This is a genomic window from Rouxiella badensis, from assembly GCF_002093665.1.
Lineage (GTDB): Bacteria > Pseudomonadota > Gammaproteobacteria > Enterobacterales > Enterobacteriaceae > Rouxiella > Rouxiella badensis.
Map to the genome: position 1 here is coordinate 22,194 of NZ_MRWE01000019.1, position 18,611 is coordinate 40,804.

The following is an 18,611-nucleotide window of genomic DNA, read 5'->3' on the forward strand; positions in this document are numbered from 1 at the left end:
GACAGAAACTGACGTTCGAGAAAATACTATGAGCATTGCCTTTACCGCCTGGCCGGAGAATCTTGCACGGCTTTACCGCGAACGCGGTTACTGGATTGATAAACCCCTGATCGACATCTTGACGCGTCAGGCCAATAACGACCACGTCGCGATGATTGATGCGGCGGGCAGCATGACCTATCGCGAGCTTGAGAAGCAGTCCAATCAACTGGCGGGCGCCCTGCGCCGCCGCGGACTGACCTCGGGTGACACCGCGCTCGTTCAGCTTGGCAACGTAAACGAATTTTATGTCGTGTTCTTTGCGCTGCTGAAAATTGGAGTGGTGCCGGTGAATGCACTGTTCAGCCATCAGCGTACCGAGCTCCAGTCCTATGCCAGCCAAATCAAGCCAGCCCTGCTGATTGCCGACCGCAGTCATGCACTGTTTGGCGACGATGCCTTCCTTGATACGTTTCTGGGTCAGCACCCGTCCTTACGGCAGGTTGCGCTGCGCGGTGCGCAGTCGGAAGAACAATCACTGGCGGCGTGGATTAGCGAACAGCAGGCAACGTTTACTGCCTCGCCAACCGCCGCCGATCGGGTCGCCTTTTTCCAGCTTTCGGGGGGCAGCACCGGTACGCCGAAGCTGATTCCACGGACCCATAACGACTACTACTACAGTATTCGCCTGAGCGTTGAGGTGTGCCGATTCAATAGCGAAACGCGTTACCTCTGTGCGCTGCCGATTGCCCACAACTATCCGATGAGCTCACCAGGTGCGCTCGGTGTGTTTTACGGTGGCGGTCAGATGGTGCTGGCGGCGGATCCGAGTGCGCTGGTGTGCTTCCAGCTGATTGAAAAGCATCAGATTAATGTGACGGCGCTGGTCCCTCCTGCGGTTACGCTGTGGCTACAGGCCATTGAAGAATGGGGCAGCAACCAGGCGCTGAGCAGCCTTAAGCTGTTGCAGGTCGGCGGCGCCAAGCTGGGGGAAACGCTGGCGGCACGCATTCAGAATGAGATTGGCTGCCAGCTACAGCAGGTATTCGGCATGGCAGAAGGGTTGGTGAATTACACCCGTCTGGATGATGACGAGCAGCATATCCTGACCACGCAGGGCTATCCGATGTCACCGGACGACGAGCTCTGGGTCGCCGATGAACAGGGTAATTCTTTGCCAGCCGGGCAAGTCGGTCGCCTGATGACGCGTGGCCCATACACCTTCCGCGGCTACTACAACAGCCCTGAACATAACGCTGAAGCCTTTGATGACAACGGTTTCTACTGTTCTGGCGATCTGATTTCACTGACTGAAGATGGTTACGTGAAGGTTGAGGGGCGTCTGAAGGACCAGATAAACCGCGGTGGCGAGAAGATTGCGGCAGAAGAGATTGAGAATCTGCTGCTGCGCCATGCTGACATCGTCAATGCGGCGCTGGTTTCCATGCCCGACGAGCTGATGGGCGAGAAGAGCTGTGCGTTTATCGTCTCAAACGTCGAGCTGAAATCTCCCGCTTTGCGTCGTCATCTGCGCGAGCAAGGCATAGCCGAATTCAAGCTGCCTGACCGCTTTATTCGCGTCGAACGGCTTCCGCTGACCCCGGTCGGCAAAATAGATAAAAAGCTTTTGCGCCAAACATTTGAAGCGCAATCACCGATCAAGACTTCTGGAGAATAAACGATGGCCATTCCAAAACTCGATTCTTATGCGCTGCCGACCGTTGCCGAACTGCCGACCAACAAGGTGCAATGGGAGCTGGAACCCTCGCGTGCTGCGCTGCTGATTCACGATATGCAGCAATACTTCCTCAATTTCTGGGGAGAGGATAGCCCGCTGGTCAAGCAGGTTGTTGAAAATATTGCCAACCTTCGCAGCTACTGCAAAGCGCAGGGTATCCCGGTATTTTACACCGCTCAGCCAAACAATCAGAGTGATGAAGACCGTGCGCTGCTTAACGACATGTGGGGACCGGGGCTGAATAAGCACCCTGAACAGCAGGCGGTCGTTGCTGCACTGGCACCGGACGAAGACGACCAGGTGTTAGTAAAATGGCGTTACAGCGCCTTCCACCGTTCGCCGTTGCAGGAAATCTTGCAGGAGACCGGCCGCGACCAGCTGATTATCTGCGGCGTCTACGCGCATATCGGTTGTCTGACGACGGCTATCGACGGCTTTATGCGTAATATTCAGCCGTTCATGGTGGCCGATGGTCTGGCCGACTTCTCGCGCGATGAGCATCTGATGGCGCTTCGTTATACTGCGGGCCGCTGCGGCCGCGTGGTAATGACCGAAGATTTGGTGGGTGCCAAAGGTGAAAGCATTAGCCTTGAGCAGCTGCGCCGTGAAATCTTGCCGTTGCTCGACGAAGACAGTGAAGATTTGGATAACGACGACAACCTGATCGACTACGGTCTCGATTCTGTTCGCATCATGGCGCTCGCGACGCGTTGGCGTAAAATTCGTGAAGACATCGACTTCGTGGCGCTGGCCAAAACGCCGACCCTCAATGGCTGGTTCAAGCTGTTGTCGGGAGAGAAGGCCTGATGGATAACGCGTTGGAATTTGCCAACAAGCGCGTCTGGGTCACTGGCGCGGGGCAGGGTATTGGCTACACGACCGCGCTGGCATTCGTTAAAGCGGGCGCTGAGGTGGTTGGCTTCGACAAGAATTTTAACGAGGGTGATTATCCTTTCCGCACCGAGGTGCTTGATGTCACAGACGCCAAGGCGGCGCGTGAAGTTTGTCAACGGCTGCTGGCCGAGCGTGACGGGCTTGACGTACTGGTCAACGGCGCGGGTATCCTGCGCATGGGTGCAACCGATGAGCTGAGTGACGAGGACTGGCACGACTGTCTCGCGGTTAACGCTGGCGGAGCCTTCAACATGTTCCGTCATACGCTGCCCGTATTTCGTCGTCAGAAGCGGGGTGCGATCGTCAGCATTGCCTCAAACGCTGCCCACGTTCCGCGTATCGGCATGTCGGCCTACTGTGCATCAAAGGCCGCACTGCGCAGTCTCTGTCTGAGTGTGGGACTCGAGATGGCACCGTTCGGCGTGCGCTGTAATCTGGTCTCACCCGGTTCAACGGATACCCCGATGCAGCGTGGCATGTGGACCTCACCGGAGAGCGAACAGCTGACCATCGCTGGTTTTCCTGAGCAGTTCAAGCTCGGTATCCCTTTGGGCAAGATTGGCAAGCCGCAGGATGTCGCGGAGGCGGTATTATTTATGGCTTCGGACCGTGCGGGGCATATCACCATGCAGGATATTGTTATCGACGGGGGAGCGACGCTGGCTGCCTGAATATTATTGTTCGTTTCTGCAAGCCCACATAAACCCGCCGCGTGCGGGTTTTTAATTATGGAGTTGTGATGAAGAATGCTAAACCTGTGAGACATAAATCACAATTTTCTGAGGGATTATTTACCCCCGTTTTACTTTTTCCAACATAAGCACTAAATGGATAACGCTAGGCGATATTTTTCTGTTTTAGACGCGGCCTTTTGCTGAGAGAGCGCACTATTTGTCAAGTTGATAACAGCAAAGCGTAATTTTAAAGTTAAAGATGAAAGTGAGTGATTTGATGAAGGACAACAGAAGTAAAGCGTGAAGATGCCGGGAAGGAGTATGGCTGAAAAGTGAACATCACGTCACGTTTGACCAAACACCAACTCCATGATTCACATCAGAATAGTGAGTGTTTTTTCTTGTTTCAACGCGAATTACCAGGAGCGAATAAGTTTTTTAACTTTAATTAGCTTACGTTTATAGCTAATTCTGACCGCCGGATGGAGTAAGAACGGCAGCGTATCAACTTCCTCGATATTCTGTTTTATCGAGCTTCTGTCTTTCCATTTTGAAATCGTTAAATGATTTCGATTTATAAATTCAATCCAATGGCAAACCTGAAGAAATTTATAATCACCTTTCAGGACTAATGACATTTGGTCCAGTCCATTACGGCAGAGTTTAATTTTCTCTTCATCGAGATCGCTGGATAATGTATTACCATGTTTGAAATACATATAAGGACCTGTGGAAGAGAAATAAATATCCTTGCAGCTTTTTAATACCTCGGGAAATACGAAGGCATCTTCGTAGCAAATATAATTCGGAAATTTGCAGCGTAAAAGAATACTGCGCTTAATAAACTTGCCGATAAAGTGGGCCTGAAACGCCTGGTGAATGAGGTATTTCTTGATGGCAATATCGGTGGTGATCTGCTTGAGCTGCATAGGCTCGTGGTTCACCGGTGAAGAGCTGTCACGGACCTCGGTCAGCTTGGTTATCAGCATGTCTGGCTCGTTGGTGGTCAGGAAATTGATAATTTCCACCAGGGAGTCGGGTTTGAGCTGGTCGTCGCCGTCAACCATGGTGATGTAGTCACCACGGGCCTGTGAGACACCGAAGTTCCTGACTTTACCGATGTTTTTAAAAGCGACGTTATACTGAACGACATTACTGCGGCCCGCGGCAAAGGCTTCGAAAAGGGCGGGCGTGTCGTCGGAAGAAGAGTCATTAATCAGCACGAGTTCGCACTGAGGGAATTTATCCCCCATAGCTACCTGGATAGAGTTGAGGCAAGCTGTTAGGTACTTCGCACAGTTGTGCGCAGTCACGATAACACTCAAATCATAGTGTTTCATTGTTATAATTTCTTAGGTTGCTAAGGTAATTGTTCTGTTCAGTCACTGCGTCATTAAGCATTTTAGCACTCCGCATCATGTCTGTCTTTCAGGTAATTAAACCAAGTCCAACTTAGATTAAGACAATAAAACGACGCCATCATTCATTTATTCTTTGCATGAAAGATAAAATTTTCAGTGTTTGACGAATATTTCAGAAAAAGAGTCTAACACGGTTAATCATAATAATAGTAGTTCTGACGCGTTTCGAGGGCTATGGGAAAAGGTTTAAATCTGTTTGCTATTGGTCAATGCGGGTATGATACGAAAGCGGGTTGATTTTTCAGTGAAAGCGGAGAATGGGCGCGGGCTTTTTAATAAAAAAATTACAAATCGTCTGCCGTGTACCGGGGGGCTGAGGGCGTTCTAAGCGGGAAAACTAAGAAAGTTTAATGCAGAGTCTGTCGCTGTAAAAGCAAAAAACCCGCCATAGGCGGGTTCTTCAGAATATGGTGCCCGGACTCGGAATCGAACCAAGGACACGGGGATTTTCAATCCCCTGCTCTACCGACTGAGCTATCCGGGCAACGGGGCGCATTAAACCGTATTGCCCCTGCGCCGTCAACGCATTTATGCATTTAAACCTTCAAAACCTGACTGACTGCTGGCTTTTCAGACAAAAATCACAGAGCTGGGGCAAATTTCGTCATTTTGAACTCAGGAAAGCGCACCGTGCTCACGACAGCGGGCGACGTTAAGCACGTCTTCAGCCAGTCTGCTTGCCACTTCAACGTCGTGAAGCTGGCGTTTGACTAATAGTCGGCTTAGACAGCCTTCAAGAATGAGCTCCATCTGGTGGGCAACCATTTCTGGGTCATCAGAACCCATTTCCTGTAGTAAAGACAGAGTGTAGTTGAATGAGGCTGTTTTCTGCTGTTCGGCTAACTGGTGAATTGGAGATTCCCTGTCGGGATAAAAGCTGCACGCAGCGATAAACAGGCATCCTGGGTAGCGGCTCTGCCTGACCTGTTCATTAAGTACTTTATAACGTGCCAGCAGCTTCTGAGGCGGCGTCAGCGTCTCATCTAACAGTAACTGACGACGCCAAACCTCAATTTGCTCTCCGTGGTGTCTGAGGCTGTCATAGAGCAGTGCCTCGGCGTCCGGCCAAAAAAGCTTTAGCTCGTTTAAAGGGACATCGACCAGGTCGGCTACCGACTCTAAAGACATTGTTGCCAGACCTCGTTGTTCCAATAGGTTGAGCGTTTGGTCTAGAACCTGTTCTCTTAGCACTTTTTTCCTCCTCAAAACTGGCGCTAATGGCGTTCACAGGGTGCTTCACCGCCAATAGCTCTGGGTATTAGTGTCGTTTAAGGCTGGGTATTGTGCAAATGCGCGCTAAATTCGCCGCTGTTCATAAAGCCGGTGACGCGCGACTGAGGGAGCTCTTTACCGTCCGGTCCAAAAAACAGAATGGTCGGCAGTCCCAGTACATTCAGGCGTTTGAGCAGAGCGGCCTGCTCAGAGCTATTCTGCGTCACGTCGGCCTGCAACAGCAGCGTGTTGGCAAGCGCTTCCTGAACCTGTGGCGAGGTAAAGGTATATTTATCAAACTCTTTGCAAGCGACACACCAGTCGGCGTAGAGATCAAGCATCACGCGGCGGCCCCTGGCCTGCTGAAGAGCCGCATTAAGTTCGTCAACGTTATGGATCTTCTCGAACTTAAGGGTAGGGCTGGCGGCCTCATTCGTCACTGGCGCCGAGAAGACCCAGTCTTGCAGCGGACGGCTGACTATCAGGGCGGCGGCGAGAAACACCAGTTGTATTACTCGGAAAACGCCGCGCGAACTCTTCATGCTGAGTTGCAGCGCCCAACCAAAGAAGGCTATGCCCAGAATGCTCCACAGGCGCAGGCCCCAGGTGTCGCCAATCACTCTCTCAAGCAGGAACACCGGCAGCGCAAGAATTACGAAACCAAAGCCTTCCTTTACGTAATCCATCCACGGCCCGCTGCGCGGCAGCAGGCGGTTGCCGAACAGCGTGGCGGCAATAAGTGGGATCCCCATACCGAAGGCATAAAGGTACAACGTCCCTGCGCCTGCCCACGGATTTCCGCTTTGGGCGATATACAGCAGAATGGCGCTGAGCGGTGCGGTAGTGCAGGGTGAACAGATAAGCCCGGCAATCGCGCCCATCACAAACACGCCAACCAGCGAGCCGCCTTTTTGACCGTTGCTCATCAGCGCAAGACGGGTTTGTACGGAAGAGGGCAGTTGCAGGCTGAAGAGTCCAAACATCGAGAGCGCCAGCGCAATAAACATCACCGACAGGGCAATCAGTACCCATGGACTTTGCAGGGCGGCCTGGAATTGCAGGCCCGCGACGGCCACCACGACGCCAAGCAGGGTATAGGTCAGCGCCATGCCCTGAACGTAGAGCATCGCTAGTAGGAAAATCCGCTTCAGGCTATGCGGGCGCTCACGGCCTAGAATAATGCTCGAAATCAGCGGATACATCGGCAAGACGCACGGCGTAAAGGCAATGCCTATGCCGATAATCAGCGCCCAAAGCGGCGAGAAAGGCAGCGGCGTGGGCTGAGGTGTCGTTTGCACCGCGACAGGCACAGCTGAGAAAGCAGGGTGGGTTGGGGCAACAAAGTCTGGCGCGTTGGCGGAAACCTGACTCAGCGGGATCTCTCGCGTCTCCGGCGGATAGCAGAACCCGGCGGCGGCGCATCCCTGATACGTTACGCGAACCTTGGCATTGGCCTTTGCTTCACGCAGCGGAATGGCAATGTTGAGGTTGTTTTTATAGATTTCCGAATCGCCGAAGAATTCGTCATGATGAGCGATCCCTTTTGGCAAAATAAACGCGGCAAGTGTGGCATTTTCGGCGACGATGTCGATTTTTTGACGATAAAGATAGTAGCCGTCACGAATTTGCCAGTTCAGGGCGAGATCCGAGCCTTTTTGCGAAAAATCGAAGGTAAACGCCTGATCGACCGTGACAAAATGCGGCGTATTAGATCCGCCAAAAAATGAGGCCTGGCTGGCGGTGGGCAAAAAGGTCAGGCTGCACAGCAGCAGACAGCAAAGTTGGAAGAATTTTTTAAGAAACGGGTAATCCATCACGGGAGCATTTTCTCTTGTATTAAGCCTTTCTGATAAGGCGCTGCGTCTTTCCATCGCCTGTTTTTCAACCCGCCATTATACCCTTCATGGCGGGTTGGGAGAACGTCAGCTGAGCATGATTAAGGCTCTTTACCAAGAAAATAAGCTAAACCAGAGACATAGCGCAGGGTAAAACTGTTAAAGAATAATGCTGCCTAGCGCAAAACTGAAAATCACAGACAGCACGATCGCCAGCGTCCCCGGAATAAAGAACGGATGATTAAAGACCAAGCGCCCGATGCGCGTGCTGCCGGTATCATCCATTTGCACGGCGGCGACCAGGGTCGGATAGGTCGGCAGAATAAACAGGCCTGATACCGCAGGGAAGGCAGCAACGGCGGTCAGCGGCGATACGCTCAGCGCCAACGCCAGCGGCATCAGCGCCTTGGCTGTGGCTGCCTGAGAGTAGAGCAGCGCCGAGCTGAAGAAGAAAATCACCGCCAGCAACCAAGGGTGTGACTGAATCAGGCCACCCGCCGTCTCTTTTATCCAGCCGAGGTTAGCCTGCACAAAGGTGTCGCCGAGCCAGGCTACGCCCAAAATACAGAGGCAGGCGCTCATACCGGCCTTGAAGGTGCCCGACGAGAGGATAAGATCGGTATCAACCTTGCACATCAAGGTGATAATCGTCGCGACGCTCAGCATGATGATTAAAATGGCGCTATTGGTGGTCATGATTGGCGTGGTTATCAGACCCATTCCTGGGCTGCTTATCACCGCGTAGGCGACGACCGATAAAACCCCAAGCAGGAAGATACCCACCGAGGCTTTGGCGCGTGGTTTTACCTCAAGCATCTTGTTGCCGCGCAGGCTAATGAGCCCTTCTTTGAAACGCTTTTGATAGACGGGATCATCATGCAGTTTGGAATCAAAAAAGAGGCTAATAATCAATGAGGTCAGCACAATAGCGCACAGCGTTGAAGGCATAAGCACCATTAAAAGATGCAGATAGCTGATGCCGTGACCTTCCATGACTGATGACATATATACCACGGCGGCAGAAATTGGCGACGCGGTGATGGCAATCTGCGCCGCGACGACCGCCGTTGACAGCGGACGGCTGGGCTTGATGCCTTGCTCCTTGGAAACCTCGGCAATGACCGGCAGCGCCGACAGCGAGATATTGCCCGTTCCCGCCAGCACGGTCAGGAAATAGGTCACTATTGGTGCCAGTAGGGTGATGTGTTTAGGATTACGGCGCAGCAGTTTTTCGGTTTGCAGCACCAGATAGTCCATTCCTCCTGCGACCTGCATAGCGGAAATCGCGGCAATAACGGCCATCACAATAGAGATGACGTCGAAAGGGATAGTCCCGGGTTTTACGCCTGCCAGCGCAAGCGCCAAAACGCCCAACCCGCCCGCGAAGCCGATACCTACGCCGCCGAGACGTGCACCCAGAAAGATGGCGGCGAAGACGATGACCAGTTCAAGAATTACCATAATCACTTTTCCAATTATTATTTTTTACTGCATTTACCAGAAGAATCGAAGTTGAATTATTAATGAATTGGCGAGCGAAGGCAGGGTTTTTTTCTATAAAAGAAGGGGCACGGAGTTCAAAAGACCTCCGCGCCCCCCATTACGCTTATAAACAGTAAGGTTTAGCGGTTAAGGCTGGCTGATTATTGCTCGTTTTCGTCGGTGTAGCGTTTGGCTTTGTAGGCCGGGTGCATCAGGTTCTCAACCGAGAAGATATCGTCCAGCTCGGCTTCAGTCAGCAGCCCGCGCTCAAGAACCACTTCACGCACGCTCTTGCCGGTTTCTGCACAGATTTTACCGACGATATCGCCATTGTGGTGGCCGATGAACGGGTTCAGGTAGGTGACGATCCCTATCGAGTTAAAGACGTAGAATTCGCACACTTCCTTGTTGGCTGTAATGCCGTTGATGCATTTTTCCAACAGGTTGTAGCAGGCGTTGGTCAAGATATGGATAGACTCAAACATGGCCTGGCCAATCACCGGTTCCATCACGTTCAGCTGTAGCTGGCCTGCTTCGGCGGCCATGGTAACGCACATGTCGTTGCCGATAACTTTGAAACAAACCTGATTCACCACTTCTGGAATGACCGGGTTTACCTTGGCTGGCATGATGGAAGAACCCGCCTGCAGCTCCGGCAGGTTGATTTCGTTCAGACCGGCACGCGGACCCGAAGACAGCAGGCGCAGGTCGTTACAGATTTTCGACAGCTTAACCGCCAGACGTTTAAGCGAGCTGTGCACCATCACGTAAGCACCACAGTCGGACGTCGCTTCAATCAGGTCTTCGGCCGGAATACACGGCAGGTTGCTGACTTCGGCCAACTTCTGCACTGCCAGCACCTGATAACCTTCTGGCGTGTTCAGGCGTGTCCCGATAGCGGTCGCGCCGAGGTTAACCTCCAGCAGCAGCTCGCCGGTGCGCAGCAGGTTGCGCGTTTCTTCTTTCAGCAGCACGTTAAACGCATGGAATTCCTGGCCCAGCGTCATGGGTACCGCGTCCTGAAGCTGAGTACGGCCCATCTTCAGGATTTTTTCAAATTCGACCGCTTTACGCTCGAAGCCGTCGCCCAGCTGCGCGATAGCATCGACCAGCTTAAGCAATGAGGCATAGACGGCCAGGCGGAAGCCGGTCGGATAAGCGTCGTTGGTTGACTGGCACTTGTTGAGGTGGTCGTTGGGATTAAGGAACTGGTAGTCGCCTTTTTGGTGGCCCATTAGCTCGAGGCCAATGTTTGCCAGAACCTCATTGGTGTTCATGTTTACGGAAGTACCGGCACCGCCCTGAAAAACGTCGATTGGGAACTGATCCATACATTTCCCTTTATCTAACACTTCATCGCAGGCTGCGATGATGACGTCGGCGATTTTGCGTGGGATGGTTTGCAGCTCTTTATTGGCGAGAGCGGCCGCTTTTTTTACCATCACCATGCCGCGAACAAACTCCGGCACATCGCTTATCTTAGTGTTACTGATATAAAAGTTTTCAACAGCGCGCAGGGTATGAATACCCCAGTAAGCATCGGCGGGAACTTCACGTGTACCCAGCAGATCTTCCTCGATACGAATCGTATTTGACATGAGAACCTTCTTTTTGGTGCTAAACAGTTACAGGCTGATTAGAGTTATGTTACGGACGCTGGATAAAATAAAATATTACACCACTTAGCTCGGCCGCGGGTGCGATCATATGCTGCTTATGGCGAAATGCACGCACTAAGTCCATCCCACAGGGGCTTTGTGACGAGAGGTTTAGATTTCTGTGAAATTTCTCACAATTAATTACCCCAACCCAATTAAATATCGCCAACAGGTTGAAATTGCCTCTTAACGATACCATCTCACTGTTGTCAGTCTTCATAGGATAACCCTATGGGACCCCCATTATAGAGTTCTGAATCGACGCCTGACAGGGCACTTCAGGGCTTGTCATCACAAGGAGAGCGCAGTGCGCTGGTTACCTCTGCTTCTGTTATTTCTGTTGGCTTACATTGAAATAACCTTATTTATCAAAGTCGCCTCTGTCATCGGCGTGGCGTTTACCCTGCTGCTGGTGGTCTTTACCTCCTGCGTGGGCGTGTCGCTTGTGCGCAATCAAGGTATGAAAACTATCTCCCAGCTACAGCAAAAGCTGGCGTTGGGCGAAAGTCCGGCCGCCGAGATGGTGAAAAGTGTTTCTCTGGTGCTGGCTGGTTTTCTGCTTGTGGTACCGGGATTCTTCACCGATCTCCTTGGCCTGCTGCTGTTGCTGCCGCCGGTGCAGAAATCTCTGACCCTGAAGCTGATGCCCCACCTGAATATCTATCGCCCCGGTGGTGCAGGCCCGGCGACGGGCAATACCTTTGACGGAGAATTCCAGCGTAAGGACGAGCCCACCGAGCGTCTGGTATCTCAAATTGATGAAGACCGTCAGGATCATAAGGATCGCTAAGTTTGCGGATAAAGAAAATTCAAAAAAATTTTCTTTTCTGCCCTTGAAGGGGCGCGTAATGCCCCCATTAATCAAACCACGAGGTCAGGATAGGCTTTCTACCTGGCGTTCAACCCTAAATTATTAGATATGGACCTGCTCACAGGAGAGTTATCAATGAAAATTCGTCCATTGCATGACCGCGTTATCGTCAAGCGTAAAGAAGTTGAAACCAAATCTGCTGGCGGCATCGTTCTGACTGGCTCCGCCGCTGCTAAATCTACTCGTGGCGAAATTCTGGCCGTCGGTCATGGTCGCATTCTGGAAAACGGTGAAGTGAAAGCGCTGGACGTGAAAGTTGGCGACATCGTCATCTTCAACGACGGTTACGGCGTTAAAGCTGAGAAGATCGACAATGAAGAAGTGTTGATCATGTCAGAGAGCGACATTCTGGCAATCGTTGAAGCCTAATCGTCTCGTCACCCCATTTTCTGAACTGAACGAATTTAAGGGAAATTATAATGTCAGCTAAAGATGTAAAATTCGGTAACGACGCCCGCGTAAAAATGCTTAACGGCGTTAACATTCTGGCTAACGCAGTTAAAGTGACCTTAGGCCCTAAAGGCCGTAACGTCGTTTTGGACAAATCTTTTGGTGCGCCAACGATTACTAAAGACGGCGTTTCTGTTGCGCGTGAAATCGAACTGGAAGACAAGTTCGAAAACATGGGCGCTCAGATGGTGAAAGAAGTTGCGTCCAAAGCTAACGATGCTGCGGGTGACGGTACTACGACTGCAACCGTGCTGGCTCAGGCCATCATCACCGAAGGTCTGAAAGCTGTTGCTGCCGGTATGAACCCAATGGACGTTAAGCGCGGTATCGACAAAGCTGTCGTTAACGCGGTTGAAGAGCTGAAAAAGCTGTCCGTTCCTTGCTCTGACTCTAAAGCTATCGCTCAGGTTGGTACTATTTCTGCCAACTCCGACGAAACCGTGGGCAAACTGATTGCTCAGGCGATGGAAAAAGTAGGCAAAGAAGGCGTTATCACCGTTGAAGAAGGCACTGGCCTGATCGACGAGCTGGACGTTGTTGAAGGTATGCAGTTTGACCGCGGCTACCTGTCTCCTTACTTCATCAACAAGCCAGAAACTGGCGCTGTTGAACTTGAAAGCCCGTTCATCCTGCTGGCCGACAAAAAAATCTCCAACATTCGCGAAATGCTGCCAGTTCTGGAAGCCGTTGCTAAAGCCGGTAAACCACTGCTTATCGTTGCAGAAGACGTTGAAGGTGAAGCACTGGCAACGCTGGTTGTTAACACCATGCGTGGCATCGTGAAAGTTGCTGCTGTTAAAGCACCAGGCTTCGGCGACCGTCGTAAAGCTATGCTGCAAGACATCGCAACCCTGACCGGCGGTACCGTAATCTCTGAAGAGATCGGTATGGAGCTGGAAAAAGCGACCCTGGAAGACATGGGTCAGGCTAAGCGCGTTGTTATCAACAAAGACACCACCATCATCATCGATGGTATCGGTGACGAAACCACCATTCAGGGCCGCGTAAATCAGATCCGTCAGCAGATCGAAGAAGCGACCTCTGACTACGATAAAGAAAAACTGCAAGAGCGTGTGGCTAAACTGGCAGGCGGCGTTGCCGTTCTGAAAGTGGGCGCAGCGACTGAAGTTGAAATGAAAGAGAAGAAAGCACGCGTTGAAGATGCCCTGCACGCTACCCGTGCTGCGGTTGAAGAAGGCGTGGTTGCCGGTGGTGGTGTTGCGCTGATCCGCGTTGCTCACAAACTGGCTGGCCTGAAAGGCGACAACGAAGACCAGACCGTAGGTATCAAAGTTGCACTGCGTGCAATGGAAGCACCTCTGCGTCAGATCGTTATCAACGCCGGTGAAGAAGCTTCTGTTATCGCCAACAACGTGAAAGCGGGTGAAGGCAGCTACGGCTATAACGCTTACACCGAAGAATACGGCGATATGATCGCGATGGGTATCCTGGATCCAACTAAAGTTACCCGTTCTGCTCTGCAGTACGCGTCTTCTGTAGCTGGCCTGATGATCACCACCGAGTGCATGATTACCGACCTGCCTAAAGACGACAAAGTCGACATGGGCGGCGCTGGCGGTATGGGTGGAATGGGCGGCATGGGCGGCATGATGTAATCATCCCCCGGCAGTCTTTCTGCTGCGTTCTGACTGGGCTTCGGCTCGGTCAGCACTAAAGAAGCCCGGCCTTTAAGGTCGGGTTTTTTTATGGATGGTTTTCAGGGTTTAGTCTGCCGTCTGCTTAGCGAACGCTTAAATGTGAAGTGATTCTGAAATTTGTACCTTTATTTTGTGGTGTTAAGTAAGATAAGTCTCATCGTCCTGATTAAATAACGTGTAAACTATGGGCACGCTCTGCCACGGGTTCGTGTCAGATAATGCGTTGAATTTTAGGTAAACTCGGCAACGGATGCCTTAGATTGCGAAATGTTATCTGATAGGCGTTAGGTACTTCTCAAAACAAATGGGGAAAGAGATGCGGATTAAAATGTTGCTTGGCCTTTCGGCAGTCATGCTGCTGGCGGGTTGCAGCACAGCAAATCAATTAAGCTCTGCCGGTCAACAGGTGAAATTCACCGACGAAAAACCGAGCAGCCAGTGTCAGGCTCTGGGAACCGTGACCGGTGCTCAAAGCAACTGGTTGTCAGGGACCTCCGGTGACGGCAGCTCCATGCGCGGCGCGGCAAACGATTTGCGTAACAAGGCGGCGGCACTGGGCGGCAATACCATTTATGGTGCCAATAGCCCAACGCAGAATATCTTCTCCAGCTTTGCACCGCTGGACAGCAAAATGGTCGGTCAGGTTTATAAGTGCCCATAAGCGGCCACAACCGATAACCATAGCCAATAAAAAAGGGATGCCAACGGGCATCCCTTTTGCTTGGCATCAATCTGCGCAGACTCCGAAAAAATTCAGTGAAAAATCAGGATTGCGTCAGACCTAAGTCCAGCGGCGTCTTGCTCGGCTGCCCACCAATCTCGCGGGTGAGGGTGGGCACCAGATAACCCGATACGCGACTCAGCAAACCTTTGATAAGCGCTCTTGCCTCGTCATCCTCGACCATAAAGTGCGCCGCGCCCTGCACCTTGTCCAGCACGTGGATGTAATACGGTAAAATGCCCGCATCAAACAGCGCATTGCTCAGCGTCGCCAGCGTCTCGACGTTGTCGTTCACGCCGCGCAGCAACACGCTTTGGTTGAGCAGCGTCACACCGGATTTTTTCAGACGCGCCATACTGTTTCTCAGCTCGTCATCAATTTCATTAGCGTGATTGATGTGGGTCACCATCAGGACCTGCAGCCTGGACTCACGCAGGCGCTCACAGAGCCCCTGCGTGATGCGAGCAGGGATAACCACCGGTAAACGGCTGTGAATACGCAGACGTTTAATGTGTGGAATGGCTTCCAGCTCGCTGATGAGCCAGTCGAGTTCGTGGTCTTTTGCCATCAGCGGGTCACCACCGGAGAAAATTATTTCATCCAGTTCCGGCTGAGTGCGGATATACTCCAGCGCCTGAGACCAATTATTTTTGTTTCCCTGGTTGTCCTGATAGGGAAAGTGGCGTCTGAAGCAGTAGCGACAGTTCACCGCACAGCCGCCTTTGACCAGCAGTAGTGCGCGATTGCGATACTTGTGCAGCAGCCCCGGTACCACGCTTTTTTGTTCATCGAGCGGGTCGGTGCTAAAGCCGGGTGCCGCGATAAATTCTTCGCGCGCAGTCAGAACCTGCAAAAGTAAAGGGTCTTGTGGACATCCCGGCTGCATGCGCGCAACAAACGCGCGCGGCACGCGCAACGGGAACAAACGACGGGCTTCGCGGCCCTGCTGCAGTTCTGCATGATCGTTAAGTGCCAGAAGAGTAAGCAGTTCGTCCGGGTCTGTAATAACATCGCCGAGTTGATACAACCAATCTTCTCTAAATGGCGTATTTAGGGTTACAATGTGTGCCATTTTTTTGGCTAAGCTACCAGTTTAAAATTAGAGGGCCATTATGGCGACTTATTCTAGCAACGATTTCCGTCCGGGTCTTAAAATCATGTTCGAAAGCGAGCCTTACGCTATCGAATCAAGTGAATTTGTAAAACCGGGCAAGGGTCAGGCTTTCGCACGCGTTAAGATGCGTCGTCTGCTGACCGGTTCTCGCGTAGAGAAAACCTTCAAGTCTACCGACTCTTGCGAAGGTGCGGACGTTGTTGATACCAACATGAACTACCTGTACAACGACGGTGAGTTCTTCCACTTCATGCACCCTGAGACTTTCGAGCAGCACGGTGTTGAAGAGAAAACCGTAGGTGACGCGGCTAAATGGTTGCAGGACAATGCGGAATGTATCGTGACTCTGTGGGACGGTCGTCCTATCGCAGTTCAGCCACCGAACTTCATCGAAGCTGAAATCACCGAAACTGACCCAGGCCTGAAAGGTGACACTGCCGGTACCGGCGGTAAACCAGCGACTCTGTCTACTGGCGCAGTTGTTAAGGTTCCATTGTTCGTACAGATCGGTGAAGTTGTTCGTGTTGATACCCGTTCTGGCGAATACGTTTCTCGCGTTAAGTAATTTTCGCGCAGACGTATAACGCATAAGGCGCTGCGGTGGCCAGGCTGCCGCGGTGCTTACGTTCGACCCTTTGAATTTTTGGAATACGTTTACAATGTTGAAGAGAATGTTGTTTATCGTGGTTTCAGTGCTGGCACTGGCAGCGTTAAGCGGATGCAATACGGTTCACGGTTTTGGTGAAGACGTGTCACACCTCGGCGGAGCCATTTCCCGAGCAGGCTGACTTAGGTCGGCCTTTTTTTCGCCGAGTATCCACGTTTCTGCACTTGTTCTTATTTGTCCGAAATTTCATCAACTCGCTCCACTCCGCGCCAATTTTAACTACACTTAGAGCGTTATACTTTACATTCTCTTATAGGAAGGATTTTTATATGCTGAAGAAAAGTATTCTCACCCTCGTGTCAGTTATCGTTCTCTCAAGCCTGTTAACCGCCTGCAACACGACGCGCGGCGTGGGTGAAGACATTTCTGCCGGTGGTCACGCCGTTTCCAGAGCTGCACAGTAATTGCTAACTGGGTGACGCCGATTTGCCGTGTCACCCGATTTAGCTCGCCTAAGGCTGTTTAACCCACACCAGTTTATCGGTATCAAAACCATAGCGCTGCGCGGTTTCCAGCAAATGCTGTTTTACCCCGGCATCAAGCTGAGGCGTTCGTGAGAGGATCCACAGATAGCTTTTATCCGGTCCACACACCAGCGCGTACTGATAGTCTTTGTCGAGCTCAATCACGTTGTAGCCGCCATAAAACGGCCCAAAGAAGGAAACCTTGAGTGCGGCGCGTGAGGTTGGGCCGGTGAAATAGCCTTTTCCTTCACTCTGCTGCCATTTGTTTTTCGCCGGGTTGAATCCGCGGTTGATCACCTTCACGCCGCCGTCGTTGCGCAGGCTGTAATTGGCGGTGACCTGCTCCATGCCCCTTTCGAAGCCGTGATCCAGCCGCGCCACCTCATACCAGGTGCCCAGATAGCGATTTAACTCGAAGTTATTGACCACTTTGACGTTCTCAGGCGGATTAATGCTACAACCGACTGAAAGTAATGCAGAAATAAATACACCTAATTTTGCCCAGATTCGCATAGTCGTCCCTTTCTCACGTTAAGCCTTAAGTGTAGCCAACGGAAATTTGTTTGCCTGCGGGGATGCGAGTAGACTGCATGCCCTGTCTGATATCGGAGTAAATCATCATGAGCGAAACAGCAAGCTGGCAACCCAGTGCATCTATCGCCAATTTGTTGAAGCGTGCGGCAATCGTAGCTGAAATTCGACGTTTTTTCAGCGATCGTGGCGTTCTGGAGGTGGAGACACCGACCATGAGCCAGGCAACGATCACCGACATTCACCTGTTTCCTTTTGAGACGCGCTTCGTCGGCCCCGGTGCCGCCGAGGGCATGACGCTCTACATGATGACCAGCCCAGAGTATCATATGAAACGCCTGCTGGCCGCGGGCAGTGGTCCTATTTATCAGATGGGCCGCAGTTTTCGCAACGAAGAGGCCGGTCGGTATCATAATCCCGAATTCACCATGCTCGAGTGGTATCGCCCACGCTATGACATGTATCGCCTGATGAATGAAGTGGATGACCTGCTACAACAGATCCTCGACTGCGACAGCGCCGAAACGGTCTCCTATCAGCAGGTGTTTATCCGCCATCTTGACGTCGACCCTTTGTCTGCCGACAAAGCGCAACTGCGTGAAGCAGCCGCCAAGCTGGATCTTTCCAACATTGCCGATGAAGAAGAGGATCGTGACACGCTGCTCCAGCTGTTGTTCGCGATGGGCGTTGAACCGCATATCGGGCGAGAAAAGCCGACTTTCGTTTACCATTTCCCGGCGACGCAGGCGTCCCTGGCCGAAATAAGTACCGAAGACCACCGCGTTGCCGAGCGTTTTGAGGTCTACTACAAAGGCGTTGAGCTAGCCAACGGATTCCGTGAATTGACCGACGGCAACGAGCAGCGTCAGCGCTTTGAGCAGGACAACCGAAAGCGCGCCGCACGCGGCCTGCCGCAGCATCCTATCGACAACAATCTGCTGGATGCCTTGAAGCACGGCATGCCGGAGTGTTCCGGTGTTGCGCTGGGCGTCGATCGCCTGATTATGATTGCGCTAGGTGCCGACAGCATCGCCGACGTATTGGCTTTCCCCGTTACCCGCGCCTGATATTCTCGCGCAGCGATAAGAAATCCTGTCCCTGTGGGTCAGGATTTTTTTTATCTACAAATCTTGCCTTGTGGCGGTGCTTTGCACATTCATAGTGCGAATCTATGAGGATTTCACGTCTGATGAAACAAAAGTATGCAAATTAGTATTTTATGATTTTAAAGTTTCAGTAAAA

Annotated in this window: 18 protein-coding genes and 1 tRNA gene; 11 read left to right on the forward strand and 8 right to left on the reverse strand. The window is 51.9% G+C overall.

Features of this window, described 5'->3' with window-relative positions:
• Positions 1-28: 28 nt before the first annotated feature.
• Genes BS640_RS12575 through dhbA form a run of 3 tightly spaced genes read left to right on the forward strand, consistent with a single transcriptional unit; the run spans position 29 to position 3,282 of the window.
• Positions 29-1,657: a (2,3-dihydroxybenzoyl)adenylate synthase gene (locus BS640_RS12575; protein WP_084912671.1), complete on the forward strand. Its 1,629-nt coding sequence runs from the start codon at positions 29-31 to the stop codon at positions 1,655-1,657.
• A gap of 3 nt (positions 1,658-1,660) precedes the next feature.
• Positions 1,661-2,524, forward strand: coding sequence for an isochorismatase family protein (locus tag BS640_RS12580; RefSeq protein ID WP_084912672.1), 864 nt, complete (start codon positions 1,661-1,663; stop codon positions 2,522-2,524).
• The gene (gene dhbA, locus BS640_RS12585; protein WP_084912673.1) at positions 2,524-3,282 is read left to right on the forward strand and encodes a 2,3-dihydro-2,3-dihydroxybenzoate dehydrogenase; all 759 of its coding nucleotides are present in this window, start codon (positions 2,524-2,526) and stop codon (positions 3,280-3,282) included. The genes BS640_RS12580 and dhbA overlap by 1 nt, the downstream gene beginning before the upstream one ends.
• A 419-nt stretch (positions 3,283-3,701) precedes the next feature.
• Here the strand turns inward: dhbA and BS640_RS12590 are convergent, their stop codons facing one another.
• The 6 genes from BS640_RS12590 to aspA form a co-directional block, all read right to left on the reverse strand.
• A complete protein-coding gene (locus tag BS640_RS12590; RefSeq protein ID WP_081601466.1) occupies positions 3,702-4,625 on the reverse strand; it encodes a glycosyltransferase family 2 protein in 924 nt (307 codons plus the stop codon).
• Positions 4,626-5,114: 489 nt separating this feature from the next.
• Positions 5,115-5,190, reverse strand: a tRNA-Phe gene (locus BS640_RS12595).
• 131 nt (positions 5,191-5,321) lie between these two features.
• The gene (gene dicD / locus BS640_RS12600) at positions 5,322-5,897 is read right to left on the reverse strand and encodes a division control transcriptional repressor DicD (RefSeq protein ID WP_026110786.1); all 576 of its coding nucleotides are present in this window, start codon (positions 5,895-5,897) and stop codon (positions 5,322-5,324) included.
• 77 nt (positions 5,898-5,974) lie between these two features.
• Positions 5,975-7,732, reverse strand: a complete 1,758-nt coding sequence (locus BS640_RS12605; RefSeq protein ID WP_084912674.1) for a protein-disulfide reductase DsbD — start codon at positions 7,730-7,732, stop codon at positions 5,975-5,977.
• 180 nt (positions 7,733-7,912) lie between these two features.
• Complete coding sequence (locus tag BS640_RS12610) at positions 7,913-9,214, reverse strand: anaerobic C4-dicarboxylate transporter (protein WP_084912675.1); 1,302 nt, start codon at positions 9,212-9,214, stop codon at positions 7,913-7,915.
• A gap of 182 nt (positions 9,215-9,396) precedes the next feature.
• Complete coding sequence (gene aspA, locus BS640_RS12615) at positions 9,397-10,833, reverse strand: aspartate ammonia-lyase (protein WP_017493789.1); 1,437 nt, start codon at positions 10,831-10,833, stop codon at positions 9,397-9,399.
• 367 nt (positions 10,834-11,200) lie between these two features.
• Between aspA and BS640_RS12620 the strand changes: the two genes are divergently transcribed.
• The 4 genes from BS640_RS12620 (at position 11,201) to BS640_RS12635 (ending at position 14,533) form a co-directional block, all read left to right on the forward strand.
• Positions 11,201-11,683 carry an FxsA family protein gene (locus BS640_RS12620; protein ID WP_084912676.1) on the forward strand — a complete coding sequence of 161 codons (483 nt, stop codon included), beginning with the start codon at positions 11,201-11,203 and terminating at the stop codon, positions 11,681-11,683.
• A 156-nt stretch (positions 11,684-11,839) separates the two neighbouring features.
• The gene (locus BS640_RS12625; protein ID WP_017493787.1) at positions 11,840-12,133 is read left to right on the forward strand and encodes a co-chaperone GroES; all 294 of its coding nucleotides are present in this window, start codon (positions 11,840-11,842) and stop codon (positions 12,131-12,133) included.
• A 50-nt stretch (positions 12,134-12,183) separates the two neighbouring features.
• Positions 12,184-13,830: a chaperonin GroEL gene (gene groL, locus BS640_RS12630; RefSeq protein WP_017493786.1), complete on the forward strand. Its 1,647-nt coding sequence runs from the start codon at positions 12,184-12,186 to the stop codon at positions 13,828-13,830.
• 358 nt (positions 13,831-14,188) lie between these two features.
• Positions 14,189-14,533 carry a DUF4156 domain-containing protein gene (locus tag BS640_RS12635; protein ID WP_084912677.1) on the forward strand — a complete coding sequence of 115 codons (345 nt, stop codon included), beginning with the start codon at positions 14,189-14,191 and terminating at the stop codon, positions 14,531-14,533.
• A gap of 103 nt (positions 14,534-14,636) precedes the next feature.
• Here the strand turns inward: BS640_RS12635 and epmB are convergent, their stop codons facing one another.
• A complete protein-coding gene (gene epmB / locus BS640_RS12640) occupies positions 14,637-15,665 on the reverse strand; it encodes an EF-P beta-lysylation protein EpmB (RefSeq protein WP_026110778.1) in 1,029 nt (342 codons plus the stop codon).
• A gap of 40 nt (positions 15,666-15,705) precedes the next feature.
• Here epmB and efp point away from each other — a divergent pair, with 40 nt between their 5' ends.
• The 3 genes from efp (at position 15,706) to BS640_RS12655 (ending at position 16,778) form a co-directional block, all read left to right on the forward strand.
• Positions 15,706-16,272 carry an elongation factor P gene (gene efp / locus BS640_RS12645; protein ID WP_017493725.1) on the forward strand — a complete coding sequence of 189 codons (567 nt, stop codon included), beginning with the start codon at positions 15,706-15,708 and terminating at the stop codon, positions 16,270-16,272.
• Positions 16,273-16,378: 106 nt separating this feature from the next.
• Complete coding sequence (locus tag BS640_RS12650) at positions 16,379-16,495, forward strand: entericidin A/B family lipoprotein (RefSeq protein ID WP_376783578.1); 117 nt, start codon at positions 16,379-16,381, stop codon at positions 16,493-16,495.
• A 148-nt stretch (positions 16,496-16,643) separates the two neighbouring features.
• Positions 16,644-16,778, forward strand: coding sequence for an entericidin A/B family lipoprotein (locus tag BS640_RS12655; protein ID WP_017493726.1), 135 nt, complete (start codon positions 16,644-16,646; stop codon positions 16,776-16,778).
• A 48-nt stretch (positions 16,779-16,826) separates the two neighbouring features.
• Here the strand turns inward: BS640_RS12655 and blc are convergent, their stop codons facing one another.
• On the reverse strand, positions 16,827-17,351 hold the full coding sequence (gene blc / locus BS640_RS12660) for an outer membrane lipoprotein Blc (protein ID WP_084912678.1): 525 nt from the start codon (positions 17,349-17,351) through the stop codon (positions 16,827-16,829).
• Between the two features lie 107 nt (positions 17,352-17,458).
• On the opposite strand from blc, the gene epmA reads away from it, so the two are divergent.
• Positions 17,459-18,436, forward strand: a complete 978-nt coding sequence (gene epmA / locus BS640_RS12665; RefSeq protein ID WP_084912679.1) for an elongation factor P--(R)-beta-lysine ligase — start codon at positions 17,459-17,461, stop codon at positions 18,434-18,436.
• The last annotated feature ends 175 nt before the right edge of the window (positions 18,437-18,611 follow it).

Excerpts from the sequence above, each read along its gene's own strand:
- epmB (WP_026110778.1), bottom strand. The coding sequence starts at position 15,665 with ATGGCACACATTGTAACCCTAAATACGCCATTTAGAGAAGATTGGTTG.
- BS640_RS12650 (WP_376783578.1), top strand. The coding sequence starts at position 16,379 with ATGTTGTTTATCGTGGTTTCAGTGCTGGCACTGGCAGCGTTAAGCGGA.
- aspA (WP_017493789.1), bottom strand. The coding sequence starts at position 10,833 with ATGTCAAATACGATTCGTATCGAGGAAGATCTGCTGGGTACACGTGAA.
- groL (WP_017493786.1), top strand. The coding sequence starts at position 12,184 with ATGTCAGCTAAAGATGTAAAATTCGGTAACGACGCCCGCGTAAAAATG.
- BS640_RS12605 (WP_084912674.1), bottom strand. The coding sequence starts at position 7,732 with ATGGATTACCCGTTTCTTAAAAAATTCTTCCAACTTTGCTGTCTGCTG.
- BS640_RS12625 (WP_017493787.1), top strand. The coding sequence starts at position 11,840 with ATGAAAATTCGTCCATTGCATGACCGCGTTATCGTCAAGCGTAAAGAA.
- blc (WP_084912678.1), bottom strand. The coding sequence starts at position 17,351 with ATGCGAATCTGGGCAAAATTAGGTGTATTTATTTCTGCATTACTTTCA.
- BS640_RS12580 (WP_084912672.1), top strand. The coding sequence starts at position 1,661 with ATGGCCATTCCAAAACTCGATTCTTATGCGCTGCCGACCGTTGCCGAA.
- BS640_RS12590 (WP_081601466.1), bottom strand. The coding sequence starts at position 4,625 with ATGAAACACTATGATTTGAGTGTTATCGTGACTGCGCACAACTGTGCG.
- BS640_RS12575 (WP_084912671.1), top strand. The coding sequence starts at position 29 with ATGAGCATTGCCTTTACCGCCTGGCCGGAGAATCTTGCACGGCTTTAC.
- efp (WP_017493725.1), top strand. The coding sequence starts at position 15,706 with ATGGCGACTTATTCTAGCAACGATTTCCGTCCGGGTCTTAAAATCATG.
- BS640_RS12635 (WP_084912677.1), top strand. The coding sequence starts at position 14,189 with ATGCGGATTAAAATGTTGCTTGGCCTTTCGGCAGTCATGCTGCTGGCG.
- epmA (WP_084912679.1), top strand. The coding sequence starts at position 17,459 with ATGAGCGAAACAGCAAGCTGGCAACCCAGTGCATCTATCGCCAATTTG.
- BS640_RS12655 (WP_017493726.1), top strand. The coding sequence starts at position 16,644 with ATGCTGAAGAAAAGTATTCTCACCCTCGTGTCAGTTATCGTTCTCTCA.
- BS640_RS12610 (WP_084912675.1), bottom strand. The coding sequence starts at position 9,214 with ATGGTAATTCTTGAACTGGTCATCGTCTTCGCCGCCATCTTTCTGGGT.
- dhbA (WP_084912673.1), top strand. The coding sequence starts at position 2,524 with ATGGATAACGCGTTGGAATTTGCCAACAAGCGCGTCTGGGTCACTGGC.